The sequence below is a fragment of the Nocardioides xinjiangensis genome (assembly GCF_017916385.1).
GTDB classification, from domain to species: Bacteria; Actinomycetota; Actinomycetes; order Propionibacteriales; family Nocardioidaceae; genus Nocardioides; species Nocardioides xinjiangensis.
The window spans coordinates 197067-210632 of record NZ_JAFMSW010000002.1 but is presented as its reverse complement, the minus strand read 5'-3'; the positions used below and the strand labels follow the sequence as shown (position 1 = coordinate 210632).

General features: G+C 72.9%; 16 protein-coding genes. 13 read left to right on the top strand and 3 right to left on the bottom strand.

The genetic code is table 11. The features are described from left to right. The first annotated feature begins 23 nt into the window (after positions 1–23). The 4 genes from dut to J3P32_RS15835 are packed head-to-tail and all read left to right on the top strand — an operon-like array spanning position 24 to position 2301. On the top strand, positions 24–503 hold the full coding sequence (dut, locus tag J3P32_RS15850; RefSeq protein ID WP_210441038.1) for a dUTP diphosphatase: 480 nt from the start codon (positions 24–26) through the stop codon (positions 501–503). Positions 504–548: 45 nt separating this feature from the next. Then, positions 549–1238, top strand: a complete 690-nt coding sequence (locus J3P32_RS15845; RefSeq protein ID WP_210441036.1) for a DUF3710 domain-containing protein — start codon at positions 549–551, stop codon at positions 1236–1238. 5 nt (positions 1239–1243) lie between these two features. Further along, a complete protein-coding gene (locus J3P32_RS15840) occupies positions 1244–1606 on the top strand; it encodes an OB-fold nucleic acid binding domain-containing protein (protein WP_210441034.1) in 363 nt (120 codons plus the stop codon). After that, positions 1603–2301 carry a DUF3159 domain-containing protein gene (locus J3P32_RS15835; protein ID WP_307861731.1) on the top strand — a complete coding sequence of 233 codons (699 nt, stop codon included), beginning with the start codon at positions 1603–1605 and terminating at the stop codon, positions 2299–2301. Before J3P32_RS15840 ends, J3P32_RS15835 begins: the two co-directional genes overlap by 4 nt. 36 nt (positions 2302–2337) lie before the next feature. Here the strand turns inward: J3P32_RS15835 and J3P32_RS15830 are convergent, their stop codons facing one another. Continuing rightward, positions 2338–3009 (bottom strand): potassium channel family protein, encoded by a 672-nt coding sequence (locus J3P32_RS15830; protein WP_210441032.1) that lies wholly within the window; start codon positions 3007–3009, stop codon positions 2338–2340. A gap of 80 nt (positions 3010–3089) precedes the next feature. After that, positions 3090–3752 carry a potassium channel family protein gene (locus tag J3P32_RS15825; protein ID WP_210441030.1) on the bottom strand — a complete coding sequence of 221 codons (663 nt, stop codon included), beginning with the start codon at positions 3750–3752 and terminating at the stop codon, positions 3090–3092. Between the two features lie 56 nt (positions 3753–3808). Between J3P32_RS15825 and J3P32_RS15820 the strand changes: the two genes are divergently transcribed. The 3 genes from J3P32_RS15820 to J3P32_RS15810 are packed head-to-tail and all read left to right on the top strand — an operon-like array spanning position 3809 to position 7442. Beyond that, positions 3809–5860, top strand: coding sequence for an APC family permease (locus J3P32_RS15820; protein ID WP_307807878.1), 2052 nt, complete (start codon positions 3809–3811; stop codon positions 5858–5860). Further along, complete coding sequence (locus J3P32_RS15815) at positions 5857–7068, top strand: class I SAM-dependent RNA methyltransferase (protein WP_210441025.1); 1212 nt, start codon at positions 5857–5859, stop codon at positions 7066–7068. The genes J3P32_RS15820 and J3P32_RS15815 overlap by 4 nt, the downstream gene beginning before the upstream one ends. A gap of 17 nt (positions 7069–7085) precedes the next feature. Further along, positions 7086–7442 (top strand): hypothetical protein, encoded by a 357-nt coding sequence (locus tag J3P32_RS15810; protein WP_210441023.1) that lies wholly within the window; start codon positions 7086–7088, stop codon positions 7440–7442. On the opposite strand, the gene J3P32_RS15805 is transcribed toward J3P32_RS15810, so the two are convergent. Then, a complete protein-coding gene (locus J3P32_RS15805; protein ID WP_210441021.1) occupies positions 7435–7995 on the bottom strand; it encodes an AAA family ATPase in 561 nt (186 codons plus the stop codon). The genes J3P32_RS15810 and J3P32_RS15805 overlap by 8 nt on opposite strands. Before the next feature lie 155 nt (positions 7996–8150). Between J3P32_RS15805 and J3P32_RS15800 the strand changes: the two genes are divergently transcribed. From J3P32_RS15800 to J3P32_RS15775, 6 genes are all read left to right on the top strand, one after another. Then, on the top strand, positions 8151–11045 hold the full coding sequence (locus J3P32_RS15800; RefSeq protein ID WP_210441019.1) for an aconitate hydratase: 2895 nt from the start codon (positions 8151–8153) through the stop codon (positions 11043–11045). After that, positions 11042–11626, top strand: a complete 585-nt coding sequence (locus J3P32_RS15795; RefSeq protein ID WP_210441017.1) for a hypothetical protein — start codon at positions 11042–11044, stop codon at positions 11624–11626. Before J3P32_RS15800 ends, J3P32_RS15795 begins: the two co-directional genes overlap by 4 nt. A gap of 1 nt (position 11627) precedes the next feature. After that, entirely contained in the window at positions 11628–12281 is a 654-nt protein-coding gene (locus tag J3P32_RS15790) for a DUF3105 domain-containing protein (protein ID WP_210441014.1), read from the top strand. Between the two features lie 71 nt (positions 12282–12352). Further along, positions 12353–12655 (top strand): thiamine-binding protein, encoded by a 303-nt coding sequence (locus J3P32_RS15785; RefSeq protein WP_210441012.1) that lies wholly within the window; start codon positions 12353–12355, stop codon positions 12653–12655. Between the two features lies 1 nt (position 12656). Beyond that, positions 12657–13061, top strand: a complete 405-nt coding sequence (locus tag J3P32_RS15780; protein WP_210441010.1) for a secondary thiamine-phosphate synthase enzyme YjbQ — start codon at positions 12657–12659, stop codon at positions 13059–13061. Positions 13062–13097: 36 nt separating this feature from the next. Continuing rightward, the gene (locus tag J3P32_RS15775) at positions 13098–13514 is read left to right on the top strand and encodes a hypothetical protein (RefSeq protein ID WP_210441008.1); all 417 of its coding nucleotides are present in this window, start codon (positions 13098–13100) and stop codon (positions 13512–13514) included. Positions 13515–13566 lie beyond the last annotated feature (52 nt).

Below are 13566 nucleotides of genomic sequence, written 5' to 3'. Positions count from 1 at the left end.
CAGAGCCTATAGATTCCCTCCTCGTGCCCGACCACGACCCGACCCCTCCCGCGGCCGACCTCGAGATCGCCGTGGTGCGGCTCGACCCCGGCCTGCCGCTGCCGTCCTACGCGCACCCCGGCGACGCCGGCGCGGACCTCCACACGACGGTCGACGTGGTCCTCGCCCCGGGCGAGAGGGCGCTCGTGCCGACCGGGCTGTCGGTCGCGCTGCCCGACGGGTACGTCGCGCTGGTGCACCCGCGCTCGGGCCTCGCCGCCCGCCACGGCCTGTCCATCGTGAACACGCCGGGCACGGTCGACGCCGGCTACCGGGGCGAGATCAAGGTGCTGCTGATCAACCACGACCCGGTCGAGGCGGTGGCGCTCTCCCGCGGGGACCGGATCGCCCAGCTCGTGGTCCAGCGCTTCGAGCGGGCCCGCTTCGTCGAGGTGGGGGTGCTGCCGGAGTCCGTCCGGGGCGCCGGGGGCTACGGTTCTACGGGTACCGGTTCGCGTCCGTGAGCCGGTCACTGCAGCCGAACGAGCCCTGATCGAAGGAGTCCTGACGTGAAGTTCCGCCGCAAGGAGGCGACCGAGCCCGCCGCGGAGACGACCTCGGAGACGACCCCCGAGACGACGTCCGGGGCGACCGCCGAGACGACCGCCGGCGCCGCCGACGCGTCCTCAGGGACGGCTGGCGGGGGAGCGCGGGGCTCGGGTCCGTTCGACGCCTCGCAGGTCGAGGGCGACGGGGTCGACCGGGCCGACCTGGGCTCCCTGCTCGTCCCCGCCCTCGCTGGGCGTGAGCTCCGGCTCCAGGTCGACGAGAAGAGCGGACAGGTCCGCGCGGTCATGCTGGCCGGCAGCGACGGCGCGTGCGAGTTCCAGGCGTTCGCCGCCCCGCGCAACGGCGACCTCTGGTCCGAGGTCCGACCCCAGATCGCGCAGGACATGGTGCGCCGCGGGGGGAACGCCACCGAGCGCGAGGGCCGCTGGGGCACCGAGCTCGTGTGCCAGATGCCGGTCCGCCGTCCCGACGGCACCACCGCCACGCAGCCCTCGCGGATCATCGGCATCAACGGCGAGCGCTGGATGCTGCGCGCGTCCTTCCTCGGCCGGCCCGCGATCGAGCCCGACGCGACCGCGGACTGGGAGGACGCCCTCGCCCAGGTGGTCGTGCGCCGGGGCGCCGAGGCCATGCCCGTCGGCGAGCCGCTGCCCGTCCGGCTCCCGGACGACGCCCGCCGGGTCCGGTGACCCCCGTGGCCGAGAAGAGCCGGCTGCGGCAGGCGCTCGCGCGGTGGGCCGACACCTCCGAGGCGCACCAGCGCGACCTGAGGCAGACGCACGCCTCCGACGAGGCGGTGGCCATCGCCGACGCCCCCGAGCGCGAGCCGGTGACCGTCAACGGCGTCCTGCGCACCGTGACCCTCCGTCCCCGCGGCGGCGTGCCGGCGCTGGAGGCCGAGCTCGACGACGGGTCGGGGGTCATCACCGTCGTGTGGCTCGGACGTCGACGCATCTCGGGGGTCGACCCGGGCCGCTCCGTCACGGTGTCCGGCTGCATCGGCCGGCAGGGCGGCGTGCCGATCATGTTCAACCCGCGCTACGAGCTGCGCCCGTGACCGCCCAGACCGCCCACGAGACCGTCGAGGCGGCGGTGCGCCAGCAGCTCTCCAAGGCGCTGGGGGGCCGCCGCGGCATGGCGGAGGCCGCGGTGCCGACGATCCTGTTCACCCTCACCTGGCTGACGATGCGCGAGCTCGACCTCGCCCTGCGAGTCAGCATCGGCGCCGCGCTGGTGCTGCTCGTGGTGCGGCTGGTGCAGCGGTCGACGGTGCAGTTCGTCGTCAACGCCCTCTTCGGCATCGGCATCGGGTGGTTCTTCGTGCACCGCTCGGCGGCGTCCGGCGGCTCGGAGCAGGAGCAGGCGCTGGCCTACTTCCTCCCGGGGATCCTCTACAACGGCGGGTACGCCGTCGTGCTCGCGTTCTCCTGCCTCGTCGGCTGGCCGCTGGTCGGCTTCATGGTGGGCAGCATCACCGGCGACGCCACCGCCTGGCACCGGGACAGGCAGGTCGTCCGGCTGTGCAGCCGGCTGACCTGGCTGCTGGTCGCGCCGTGCGTCCTCAGGGTCGCAGCCCAGGCGCCGGTGTGGCTGGCGGGCAGCTCGGGCTCGATGGACCCGGACGCGGCGGTCGCCGTCCTTGGCGTGCTGAAGATCGTGCTGGGCTGGCCGCTGCAGCTGGCGGCGCTGGGCGCGATGGTCTGGCTGCTGACCCGCCGCACGCCGGTCGGTCCCGACGCGAAGCCCGCCTGACGCAGGCCGCGGCCCCGCCCGCCGGCGTCCGCGGGGTCAGCCCGGGTGGTGGCCGGGGGAGAGCAGGTGCTCGAGCTCGGCCTCGACCTCGGCCGGGACCACGAAGAGCAGCTCGTCACCGGACTCGAGGGGCTGCTCGGCCTCGGGGGTGTAGACCTGCCCGTCGCGCAGGATCGTGACCAGGGCGCAGTTCTCCGGGAACGGCACCAGCCCGGCCGGCGTACCGACGTAGGGCGAGTCGGCCGAGAGCGTGAGCTCCACGAGGTTGGCGTTGCCCTGGCGGAACGTGAAGAGCCGGACGAGGTCGCCGATGGACACGGCCTCCTCCACGAGCGCGGACATGATGCGCGGGGTGGAGACGTTCACGTCGACGCCCCACGCCTCGGTGAAGAGCCACTCGTTGTTGGGGTGGTTCACCCGGCCGACCGTGCGGGGCACGCCGAACTCGGTCTTCGCCAGCAGCGAGGTCACCAGGTTGACCTTGTCGTCACCGGTGGCCGCGATGACCACGTCGCACGTGCCGAGCTGCGCCTCCGCCAGCGAGGACAGCTCGCAGGAGTCGGCGAGCAGCCACTCGGCGTCGGGGACGCGCTCGGGCCGGATCGCGGACGGGCTCTTGTCGATGAGCAGCACCCGGTGGCCGTTCTCGATCAGCTCCCGGGCGATCGATCGACCCACGGCTCCGGCTCCGGCGATGGCGACGCGCATGTGTGCAGTGCTCCTGGCTGAGGTCTGGGCTGAGGTCTGGGCTGAGGTCTGGGCTGTCGGGTGTCGGGGCGTCGGGGCGTTCAGTCGTCGTCGGGGCCGGACTCGAGCACGGCGTAGGCGTGGGCGGCGTTCTCCTCGCGGATCACGAGGTGCAGCATGTCGCCCTCCTGCAGCACGGTCTCCCGGGTGGGGAGCATGCCCTCGCCGAGGCGGTCGATCCACGCGATCCGGCTGCGGGACTGCATCTGGAACTCGACGGTCCGGTTGCCGATCCAGGCCTCCGGGATCGGCACGTGGTCGACGCGGATCGTGCCGGACGGGTCGCGGAAGTCCGGCTCGGCGCCGGCCGGCAGGATCCGCCGCAGCACCTGGTCGGCGGTCCACTTCACGGTCGCGACGGTGGTGATGCCGAGGCGCTGGTAGACCTCGGCCCGGCCGGGGTCGTAGATGCGGGCGACGACCTGCTGGAGACCGAAGGTCTCGCGGGCCACGCGCGCGGCGATGATGTTGGAGTTGTCGCCGCTGGACACGGCCGCGAAGGCGTCGGCGCGGCGGATGCCCGCCTTCTCCAGCACCTGCTGGTCGAAGCCGTACCCGGTGATCTTGTCGCCGTTGAACTCCGGACCGAGCCGCCGGAACGAGTCGGGCTCGCTGTCGATGATCGACACGGTGTGGTTGCGGTCCTCGAGGCTGCGGGCGAGCGTCGATCCGACGCGGCCACAACCCATGATCACGACGTGCACTCCGGAACCGTATCCCAGCGGGGACGGCGACCGCTCCGGGTCTAGGCTTGCCGCCCGTGAGTGTCGGCGACGTGTCCAAGCGCATCCTGCTGGGCCGCAAGCTCCGGAGCAGCCAGCTCGGGGAGACCCTGCTGCCCAAGCGCATCGCCCTGCCGGTGTTCGCCAGCGACGCCCTCTCCTCGGTGGCCTACGCACCCGACGAGGTCTTCATCATGCTGGCGGTCGCCGGCGCGTCGACGTACGTCTGGTCGTGGAAGATCGGCCTCGCCGTCGCCGTCGTGATGCTCACCGTCGTGGCCAGCTACCGGCAGACCGTGCACGCGTACCCGTCGGGCGGCGGTGACTACGAGGTGGCCACGGTGAACCTGGGCCGCAACGCCGGCGTCACGGTGGCCAGCGCGCTGCTCGTCGACTACGTCCTCACCGTCGCGGTGTCGATCTCCTCGGCCGCGCAGTACGCCGCCGGCGCGATCCCGCCGCTGATCGGGCACGAGGCCACCGTCGGCGTCGTGGCCGTCGCGCTGCTGACCGCGATGAACCTCCGCGGCGTGCGTGAGTCCGGCGCCTTCTTCGCGGTGCCGACCTACCTCTTCATGGTCGCGATCCTCGGCATGTGCGCCTACGGCCTGCTGCGCCTGCTCGCCGGGGACCTGCCCGAGGCGGAGAGCGCGCACCTCGAGATCATGCCCCAGCCGGGCTGGGAGGAGCCGCTGACGCAGGTCGGCCTCATGTTCCTGCTCGCCCGCGCCTTCTCGTCCGGATGCGCGGCGCTGACCGGCGTCGAGGCGATCAGCAACGGGGTGCCGGCCTTCCGCAGGCCGAAGAGCCGCAACGCGGCCACCACGCTGCTCCTCCTGGGCCTGATCGCCATCACGATGATGATGAGCGTCATCGTGCTCGCCAAGCAGATGGCGATCCGCTACGTCGACCCCCACGAGCTCGATCGGCTCCGCACCGCCGCGGGCGGCGCGCTGCCCGACGGCTACGAGCAGCACCCGGTGATCGCGCAGATCGCGGCGGGCGTCTTCGACCACTTCTCGCCGGGCTTCTACTTCGTCGTGACGGTGACCGGCGTGATCCTGGTGCTCGCCGCCAACACCGCCTTCAACGGCTTCCCCGTGCTGGGCTCGATCCTCGCGCAGGACGGTCTCGCGCCGCGCTCGCTCGGGTCGCGCGGCGACCGGCTGGCCTACAGCAACGGCATCGTGTTCCTGGCCGCGATGTCGATCCTGCTGATCTGGGTCTTCGACGCCGAGACGACCAAGCTGATCCAGCTCTACATCGTCGGGGTGTTCGTCTCGTTCAACCTCAGCCAGCTCGGCATGATCCGCCACTGGACGCGGCACCTGCGGACCGAGCGCGACCCGGCGGCGCGCCGCCGGATGATGCGGTCGCGGGCCATCAACACCTTCGGACTGGGCATGACCGCGGTCGTGCTGGTCATCGTGCTCATCACCAAGTTCCTCGCCGGCGCCTGGATCACGATCCTGGCGATGGGCTTCTTCTTCCTCGTCATGCAGGCGATCGGCCGCCACTACGCGCGCGTCGAGCTCGAGCTGGCCGCCGACGAGCAGGACAAGGTGATGCCGACCCGCGTGCACGCGATCGTGCTGGCCGCCAGGCTGCACAAGCCGACCCTGCGCGCGCTCGCCTTCGCCCGCGCCACCCGGCCCAACGTGCTGGAGGCGATCTACGTCAGCATCGACCCCAAGGCCACCAGCCGCCTGCTCGAGGAGTGGGACGAGCGGCACCTCGACATCCCGCTCAAGGTGCTGCACTCGCCCTACCGGGAGGTCGTCCGCCCGATCGTGGAGTACACCCAGGAGATCCGACGGGCCAGCCCGCGCGGCGTCGTCGCGGTCTACATCCCCGAGTACGTGGTCGGCCACTGGTGGGAGCAGCTGCTCCACAACCAGACGGCGCTGCGGCTCAAGGGCCGGCTGCTGTTCACCCCGGGCGTGATGGTCATCTCCGTGCCCTACCAGCTGCGGTCCTCGCAGGCGGCGCAGGAGCGCGAGCTGCGCGACGACGTCCGCGTGCACGCCGGCGACCTGCGGCGCGGGCGGGTCGACTCCCGGGGCGGCTCCGAAAGGGGCGACGGCGCGTGAGCCGTGCCAACCGGCCCCGTCGCGCCCGCGGTCGCTCGCGGGTGGGGGAGCGCTTCGAGGTCGAGGTCGGTCCGGTGGCCCACGGCGGGCACTGCGTCGCCCGACTGCCCGAGCCGGAGCGACGGGTGGTGTTCGTGCGTCACACGCTGCCGGGCGAGCGGGTGGTCGTCGAGGTCACCGAGGGCACCGACGGCGACCGCTTCTGGCGCGGGGACGCCGTGGAGGTCCTGACCCCGTCCCCGGACCGCGTGGTCGCGCCGTGCCCCGTCGCGGGGCCGGGCCTCTGCGGCGGCTGCGACCTCCAGCACGTGGCCGTGCCGGCGCAGCGGGAGCTCAAGACCGCGGTCGTCCGCGAGCAGCTGGTGCGCCTGGGCGGGCTCGACGCCGACTCCCCGCTCGTGTCGGGCCTGCGCGTCGAGGCCGTCCCGGTCCCCGGCCGGGACGATGACGGCCTGCGCTGGCGCACCCGCCAGCGGTACGCCGCCATGCCCGACGGTCGTCCGGCGATGCGCGCCCACCGCTCCCACGACCTCGTGCCGCTGGCCGACTGCCCCATCGCGGCGGAGGGTGCCCGCCCGCCCTCCCGGCTGCCGGACCCGGTGGTCGAGGCGGGCGTGCCGCGCGCCTCGGAGGACACGGTGGTGCGCGAGGTCACCGCGGCCGGCAGCACGCACCCCTTTTCCGTCGCGGCGGACGGCTTCTGGCAGATCCACCCCGAGGCGCCGCGCGTGCTGGTGGAGGCGGTGCTCGACCTCCTCGACCCACAGCCCGGCGAGCGGTCGCTCGACCTCTACGCCGGCGTGGGACTGTTCGCCCGCTTCGTCGGGGAGGCCACCGGGGCCCGGGTGGTGGCGGTCGAGGCCGATCGCACCGCCTGCCGGCACGCCCGCGCGAACCTGTCGCCGCTGCGGCCGGCGGCGGTGGAGTGCGGCCCCACGGACCGGGTGCTGCGCTCGACCCTCGACGAGCCGTTCGACCTCGTGGTGCTCGACCCGCCCCGTGAGGGCGCCAAGCGGGTCGTGGTGGAGCAGGTCGTCGACCGCCGCCCCCGGGCCGTCGCGTACGTCGCCTGCGACCCCGCCGCGCTCGGCCGCGACGTGGCCATCTTCGCCGAGCACGGCTACGAGCTGACCGCCGTGCGGGCCTTCGACCTCTTCCCCATGACGCACCACGTCGAGTGCGTGGCGCTGTTGTCACGCACCAGGTAGTCCGCGAGGGTGACGGCATGGCTCGCTACGCCGTCAACCCGGAGGCCGTCGCGCACGCCCGCCGGCTCATCGACGCCCGGCAGTACGTCCTGGACAGCGACTGGGGCGCGGTGCAGCCGCGCGCAGAGTCCGAGAACGCCTACCTCGAACGGCACGGGTGGCAGGGCTACGGCCGCTGGTTCCTCGGGCTCACGGAGGACGCGAAGGAGCAGACGAAGGCGCGCCACGCCTTCGTCTACGGCGACCTCCGTCGAGTGCACCGCAGCGGCCTGATCGCCTGCGTCTACCGAGCCTCGGAGTGGCGGCACAAGGACGTCGAGCTCGCGGCCCACGACCTGCTCCAGCACCTGGACCGGACGGCCGGGATCACGTGACCTGCCGGGGCGATCGGGCCGCGGCACGCACGAGGCCTGCGAGCTCCGCGAGCGCCCGGGCGCGGTCGGCGGCGTCGACGACCGGCCAGCCTCGCTCGTCGGCGAGGCCGAGGAGCTGCCGCCTGCCGGCCAGCACCAGCTCGTCGCCGCCGCGCTGCTCGATGATGCGCGAGACGACCTCGGTGACCGGCGTGACGGCGCGTGAGCGGAGCCGGTCGAGCAGCACGTCCGGGGCGACGTCCAGCACCACGCCGACGTACGCCGCTCCGGCCTCGGCGGCGGCCGCCTCGAACCGCTCGACCTGCGCGGGCGTCACGATGAGCTGGGGGAGCACCACGTCGCGCCCCGTCCGCAGGTAGGCGGTGAGCAGCGCGAGGGCCGAGCTGCGCACGGCCTCGCCGGTGCCCACGAAGTCGTCCTCCCAGCCCGACACCCACGAGCGCAGCTCGTCGATGTCGCACAGGAGCGTGCCGGGGTGCGCCGCGGCGTGCCCGCGGGCCAGGGTGGACTTGCCGACGCCCGACGGCCCGTTGAGGTGGAGGAGGCTCGGCACGGCCGCGAGGCTACCGCCCGCCGCCGCTGCTCGGTGTGATATCTTGACGTCAAGATACTGCGACGCTTCGAACTAAGGGTCACCTGCCTTCCCGTCGTTCTGCCTCCGGCGGCAAGATGGACGTGAACCCGCGAACTCCCGAGGAGATGTGGCTGATGGCCAGTCAGGACAGCTTCGGTGCCAAGGGCACCCTGGACGTGGACGGACAGTCCTACGAGATCTACCGGCTCGACGCGGTCAAGGGCGAGGGCCTCGACGTCGACAGCCTGCCCTTCTCGCTGAAGGTGCTCCTGGAGAACCTGCTCCGCACCGAGGACGGCGCCGACATCACCGCCGACCACATCAAGGCCATCGCCGGCTGGGACGCCAGCGCGCAGCCCGACCAGGAGATCCAGTTCACGCCCGCACGCGTGATCATGCAGGACTTCACCGGCGTGCCGTGCGTGGTCGACCTCGCGACGATGCGCGAGGCCATGGCCGACCTGGGGGGCGACCCGACGAAGATCAACCCGCTCGCGCCCGCCGAGATGGTCATCGACCACTCCGTGATCGCCGACGTGTTCGGCTCCGCGGACGCCTTCGAGCGCAACGTCGAGATCGAGTACGAGCGCAACCGCGAGCGCTACCAGTTCCTGCGCTGGGGCCAGGGCGCCTTCGACGACTTCAAGGTGGTCCCGCCGGGCACCGGCATCGTCCACCAGGTCAACATCGAGCACCTCGCCCGCGTGGTCATGGTCCGCGACGGGGTCGCCTACCCCGACACCTGCGTCGGCACCGACTCCCACACCACGATGGTCAACGGCATCGGCGTGGTCGGCTGGGGCGTCGGCGGCATCGAAGCCGAGGCCGCGATGCTCGGCCAGCCGGTCTCGATGCTCATCCCGCGCGTGGTCGGCTTCAAGCTCTCCGGCGAGCTGCCCGAGGGCTCGACGGCCACCGACCTCGTGCTCACCATCACCGAGATGCTCCGCGAGCACGGCGTGGTCGGCAAGTTCGTCGAGTTCTACGGCGAGGGCGTCTCGGCCCTGCCGCTGGCCAACCGCGCCACCATCGGCAACATGAGCCCGGAGTTCGGCTCCACCATCGCCGTGTTCCCCATCGACGACCAGACGATCGACTACCTGCGCATGACCGGCCGCACCGACGAGCAGCTCGCGCTCGTCGAGGCGTACGCCAAGGAGCAGGGCCTCTGGCACGACCCGAGCGCCGAGCCGCGCTACAGCGAGCAGCTCGAGCTCGACGTCTCGACCGTCGTCCCGTCGCTCGCCGGCCCGAAGCGCCCGCAGGACCGCGTCGAGGTCTCGACCGCCAAGGCGGCCTTCCGCACCGCGCTGGCCGACTACGTCAGCGACGACCTGACCGGCGGGGAGGACCGCAAGCCCGGTGTGCCCCAGCAGGAGCAGCCCGCGGGCGTCGCGTCGAAGGTCGACGAGGCCTCGGCGGAGTCCTTCCCCTCCAGCGACTCGCCCGCCTCCAACGGCAGCGGCGGAGGCGGCAACGGCAACGGCTCGCCCGACCACTGGCAGGACCACGCCGTCGCTGCCGGCGACGACCGGCCCCGCAAGCCGACGACGGTCTCGCTCGACGGCCAGGAGGTCGACATCGACCACGGCGCGGTCGTGATCGCCGCGATCACTTCCTGCACCAACACCTCCAACCCCTCGGTGATGATCGGTGCGGCCCTGCTGGCCAAGAACGCCGTCGAGAGGGGCCTGTCGCGCAAGCCGTGGGTCAAGACGTCGCTCGCCCCGGGCTCCAAGGTGGTCTCCGACTACTACGACCGCGCCGGCCTCACGCCGTACCTCGACAAGCTCGGGTTCAACCTCGTCGGCTACGGCTGCACGACCTGCATCGGCAACTCGGGCCCGCTCATCCCCGAGGTCTCGGCGGCGGTCAACGAGGCCGACCTCGCCGTGGTGTCGGTGCTCTCGGGCAACCGCAACTTCGAGGGCCGGATCAACCCCGACGTGAAGATGAACTACCTCGCGTCGCCGCCGCTGGTGGTGGCCTACGCGCTGGCCGGCTCGATGGACGTCGACCTGTTCGAGGACCCGCTCGGCCAGGACTCCGAGGGCAACGACGTCTTCCTGCGCGACATCTGGCCCAGCCCGCAGGAGGTCGAGGCGACCATCGCCGAGGCGATCACCGCCGACATGTTCGGCTCCTCCTACGACGACGTCTTCAAGGGCGACGAGCGCTGGCAGTCGCTGCCCACCCCGACCGGCGACACGTTCGAGTGGGACGCGGAGTCGACCTACGTCCGCAAGCCCCCCTACTTCGACGGGATGCCCGACGAGCCCGAGCCGGTCACCGACATCGTCGGTGCGCGGGTCCTGCTCAAGCTCGGCGACTCGGTCACCACCGACCACATCAGCCCGGCCGGTGCCATCAAGAAGGACAGCCCGGCCGGCCGGTACCTCGCCGAGCACGGCGTCGAGCAGCGGGACTTCAACTCCTACGGCTCGCGCCGCGGCAACCACGAGGTCATGATCCGCGGCACGTTCGCCAACATCCGCCTGCGCAACCAGATCGCGCCGGGCACCGAGGGCGGCGTGACCAAGGACTTCACCCGCGACGGCGAGGTCACCAGCGTCTTCGAGGCGAGCCAGAACTACCAGGAGGCCGGCACCCCGCTGGTCGTGCTGGCCGGCAAGGAGTACGGCTCCGGCTCCTCGCGCGACTGGGCGGCCAAGGGCACGGCCCTGCTCGGGGTGAAGGCCGTCATCGCCGAGTCGTACGAGCGCATCCACCGCTCCAACCTCATCGGCATGGGCGTCATCCCGCTGCAGTTCCCCGAGGGCAAGACGGCCGACGACCTCGGCCTCACCGGCGCCGAGGTCATCTCGATCAGCGGCATCACCGAGCTCAACGACGGCACCACGCCGAAGACGGTGACGGTCAAGGTCGAGCCCGCCCCGGGCACCGACCAGGCCCACGGCGAGGCCAGCGAGTTCGAGGCCACCGTCCGCATCGACACCCCCGGTGAGGCGAACTACTACCGCAACGGCGGGATCATGCAGTACGTCCTGCGCAGCCTCCTGCGCGGGTGAGCGACCCCGCAGAGGTGTGGCGCGGCCGCGTCCAGCAGCAGCTGGACGCGGCCGGCCGCCCGCCGCTCGGCGACATGGCCGGCTGGGAGGTCTTCCCCTTCGAGCGCGACGGGCTGACGCCGAAGCCGCTGGGCGAGCGGGTCGTCCCCGAGCCGGACCGCTCGCGCCCGGCCGACCAGTGCGGCACCTGCCGGGCGCTGGCTCGTGACGACCTCGTCCTGCACACCGGCTCACGGCTCGCCGTGATCCGCCCCGGCGGCACCAGCCTGATGTTCGTGGCCAACGTCGTCGCCCGCGCGCACGAGCGGCTCGACGACCTCGACGACGACGCCGACGCCGAGCTCGGACGGCTGGTGGCCCGCACCTACCGCGCGCTGCGCGCCCTGCCGGGCGTGGGCAACGTCCAGGTGAGCAAGTGGGAGAACGGCGGTGGCCACCTCTCGGTCAACGTCCTCGCGCGGCCCCTCGGCGTCCTCGAGCTGCGGGGGTCCAACCTGCCGGTCTGGGCGGACATGCTCCCCGACATCCCGCAGGACGAGCTCGAGGCGCGCGCCGACGTCGTGCGCGCGGCGCTGGCCTGACATGGCGCACCCGGTGCTGCCCGAGGACGAGTCGCCGCCGGCGGGAGCGACCGCCGCCGTGGACGAGGCGCGCCCCCGTCGGCTGCCGCTCCTCCTCGCCGGCGTGGCCGCCGCCCTCGTGATGGGCGCGGCGCTCGTGGCCCCGCTCGTCGACCGGGCCCTGCGCGGTGACGAGCAGGCCCGGCGTGCCCTCGACCTGCGCCTGGTCCAGACGTGGGAGGTGACCGACCGCGCACACACGACCGGGGACGTCACCTACCCGCAGGACCCACCGGCGGGCGGCGCGCACCACCCGGTGTGGCTGGCCTGCGGCGTCTACGACGAGCCCGTCCGCGACGAGAACGCCGTCCACGACCTCGAGCACGGCTCGGTCTGGATCACCCACGACCCGGACCTCCCGGCCGACGACCTGCAGCGGCTCGCCGAGCAGCTGCCCGACAACGGCATCATGTCGCCCCGAGACGGACTGCCCTCGCCGGTGGTCGTCACGGTCTGGGGCGCCCAGCTGCGGCTCGACGGGGCGGACGACGCTCGCCTCGGGTTGTTCCTCGAGGAGTACGGCGACGGGCACACCGCCCCCGAGCTCGGCGTGAGCTGCCGCGGCGGCACGCCGGACCCCCAGGGGGAGCTGCCCGGGCAGGGCACCAACGCCTGACCGGCTGCGCGTGGAGCGCGAGCGGGGAGGGCCGGCGCGCGGGGGAGCGCCGCAGCGCTAGCGTGGTCGGCATGATCGTCGCCTTCTCCCTCTCGCCCATGTCCAGCGACCCGAGCGGGTCCGTCACCGAGGCCGTCGCGGCGGCCGTCCGGGTCGTGCGCGAGTCGGGCCTGCCGCACGAGACCAACGCGATGTTCACCAACATCGAGGGGGAGTGGGACGAGGTGATGGCGGTCGTGAAGCAGGCCGTCGACGTCGTCGCGGCGGTGTCGCCCCGCGTGGGCCTGGTGCTCAAGGCCGACATCCGCCCGGGATACGTGGGCCAGCTCACCGCGAAGGTGGAGCGCATCGAGCAGGCGCTGCGGGAGGGCTGAGGTGCACAGCGAGACCCGCTCCTACCGCACCGGCGGCGAGGAGGTCGTGCTCGACCTGACCGACGACGCCGCCGAGGTGGCCGCCGGCCGGGGTGACGGCCTGCTCCACGTCTTCGTCCCCCACGCGACGGCCGGCATCGCGATCATCGAGACGGGGTCCGGCTCCGACGACGACCTGCTGTCGGCGCTCGCAGACCTGCTGCCGGCCGACGACCGGTGGCGGCACCGGCACGGGTCCCGGGGCCACGGGCGGTCGCACGTGATGCCGGCGATCGTGCCTCCGCACGCCACGGTGCCCGTGCTCGACGGTCGGCTCGCGCTCGGCACCTGGCAGAGCATCTGCCTGGTCGACCTCAACATCGACAACGCCGAGCGAGAGGTGCGCTGGTCCTTCCTCCGTGGCTGATGGAGATATCGCACACGTGTTCGATATCCTGAGCCGGTGTTCCCACCGCCGCAGCCGCGCCAGCGGCCGACCCCGCCCGAGGGGCACCGGGGGGTGGCGCCGCCGGGCTGGCCGAGGCAGGTCCGTCCGCCCGACGCACCGGACTGGGAGGCCACGGCGGCCAGCTGGTTGCTCGACCTGTGCCCGCCCGACTACCGCCGGTTCACGGGCCTGCGCCGGCACGTCGTCGTGCTGGCGCGGTTCGCCGTCCTGCACGTCGAGGCCCAGCAGCTCGCCACGCGTCGGGGGCTCAGCGAGATCCGCGGCGACCTGAAGGACGTCGCCGACGAGGCCGTCGTCCGGGCCGCGGTGCAGACCTTCCAGCTCGAGGACGCCCGCCTGCTCGGCGTACGCCGCGAGGTCGGCCTCGTCGAGGAGGCGCTGCGGGGACGTCGCTACCGGGTGCGGATGTGAGGGCCGGCCACGGTCGGGCGGTGCACCGCTGCGTCGTCGTGCGCCTCGACGA

What these genes read in the sequence shown, in the direction of transcription:
- J3P32_RS15830 (WP_210441032.1), bottom strand. Translation starts at nt 3,009, where the DNA reads ATGCGCGTCGCCATCGCCGGAGCCGGAGCCGTGGGTCGATCGATCGCC.
- J3P32_RS15810 (WP_210441023.1), top strand. Translation starts at nt 7,086, where the DNA reads ATGGCTCGCTACGCCGTCAACCCGGAGGCCGTCGCGCACGCCCGCCGG.
- J3P32_RS15800 (WP_210441019.1), top strand. Translation starts at nt 8,151, where the DNA reads ATGGCCAGTCAGGACAGCTTCGGTGCCAAGGGCACCCTGGACGTGGAC.
- J3P32_RS15790 (WP_210441014.1), top strand. Translation starts at nt 11,628, where the DNA reads ATGGCGCACCCGGTGCTGCCCGAGGACGAGTCGCCGCCGGCGGGAGCG.
- J3P32_RS15785 (WP_210441012.1), top strand. Translation starts at nt 12,353, where the DNA reads ATGATCGTCGCCTTCTCCCTCTCGCCCATGTCCAGCGACCCGAGCGGG.